Source organism: Streptococcus infantis (assembly GCF_047464215.1).
GTDB lineage: Bacteria > Bacillota > Bacilli > Lactobacillales > Streptococcaceae > Streptococcus > Streptococcus infantis_P.
This window is the reverse complement of sequence record NZ_JASHCG010000039.1, coordinates 1-1,221: the sequence shown is the minus strand read 5'-3', so window position 1 is coordinate 1,221 and position 1,221 is coordinate 1. Positions and strand designations below refer to the sequence as shown.

The window sequence follows — 1,221 nt, the reverse complement described above, 5'->3', positions numbered from 1 at the left end:
CTGATGTTAAAGTTGGCAAAGATGGCACAACAACTGTTACATACCCAGATGGTACAACAGCGGTTATCCCAGCAGATAAGGCAGTTAAGAAATCAGCTGATAAAGCAGTTAAGGATCCATCAGTAACACCAGTTACAGATCCAAGCAACTTGACTGATGCAGAAAAAGCTAAGGTAGCCGATGAAGTTAAGAAATCTAACCCAACCGTAACTGATGTTAAAGTTGGCAAAGATGGTACAACAACTGTTACATACCCAGATGGTACAACAGCGGTTATCCCAGCAGATAAGACAGCTAAGAAATCAGCTGATAAAGCAGTTAAGGATCCATCAGTAACACCAGTTACAGATCCAAGCAACTTGACTGATGCAGAAAAAGCTAAGGTAGCCGACGAAGTTAAGAAATCTAACCCAACCGTAACTGACGTTAAAGTTGGCAAAGATGGCACAACAACTGTCACATATCCAGATGGTACAACAGCGGTTATCCCAGCAGATAAGACAGTTAAGAAATCAGCTGATAAAGCAGTTAAGGATCCATCAGTAACTCCGGTTACAGATCCAAGCAACTTGACTGATGCAGAAAAAGCTAAGGTAGCCGATGAAGTTAAGAAATCTAACCCAACCGTAACTGATGTTAAAGTTGGCAAAGATGGTACAACAACTGTTACATATCCAGATGGTACAACAGCGGTTATCCCAGCAGATAAGACAGCTAAGAAATCAGCTGATAAAGCAGTTAAGGATCCATCAGTAACACCAGTTACAGATCCAAGCAACTTGACTGACGCTGAGAAAGGTAAAGTAGCCGACGAAGTTAAGAAATCTAACCCAACCGTAACTGACGTTAAAGTTGGCAAAGATGGCACAACAACTGTTACATATCCAGATGGTACAACAGCGGTTATCCCAGCAGATAAGGCAGTTAAGAAATCAGCTGATAAAGTCGTTAAGGATCCATCAGTAACACCAGTTACAGATCCAAGCAACTTGACTGATGCAGAAAAAGCTAAGATAGCCGACGAAGTTAAGAAATCTAACCCAACCGTAACTGATGTTAAAGTTGGCAAAGATGGTACAACAACTGTTACATACCCAGATGGTACAACAGCGGTTATCCCAGCAGATAAGGCAGTTAAGAAATCAGCTGATAAAGTCGTTAAGGATCCATCAGTAACACCAGTTACAGATCCAAGCAACTTGACTGATGCAGAAAAAGCTA

General features: G+C 41.4%; 1 pseudogene. It reads left to right on the top strand.

Annotation, left to right across the window (positions count from 1 at the left end):
• Positions 1–1,221 (top strand): annotated as a pseudogene (locus QM469_RS10525) (hypothetical protein); the annotation flags it as partial.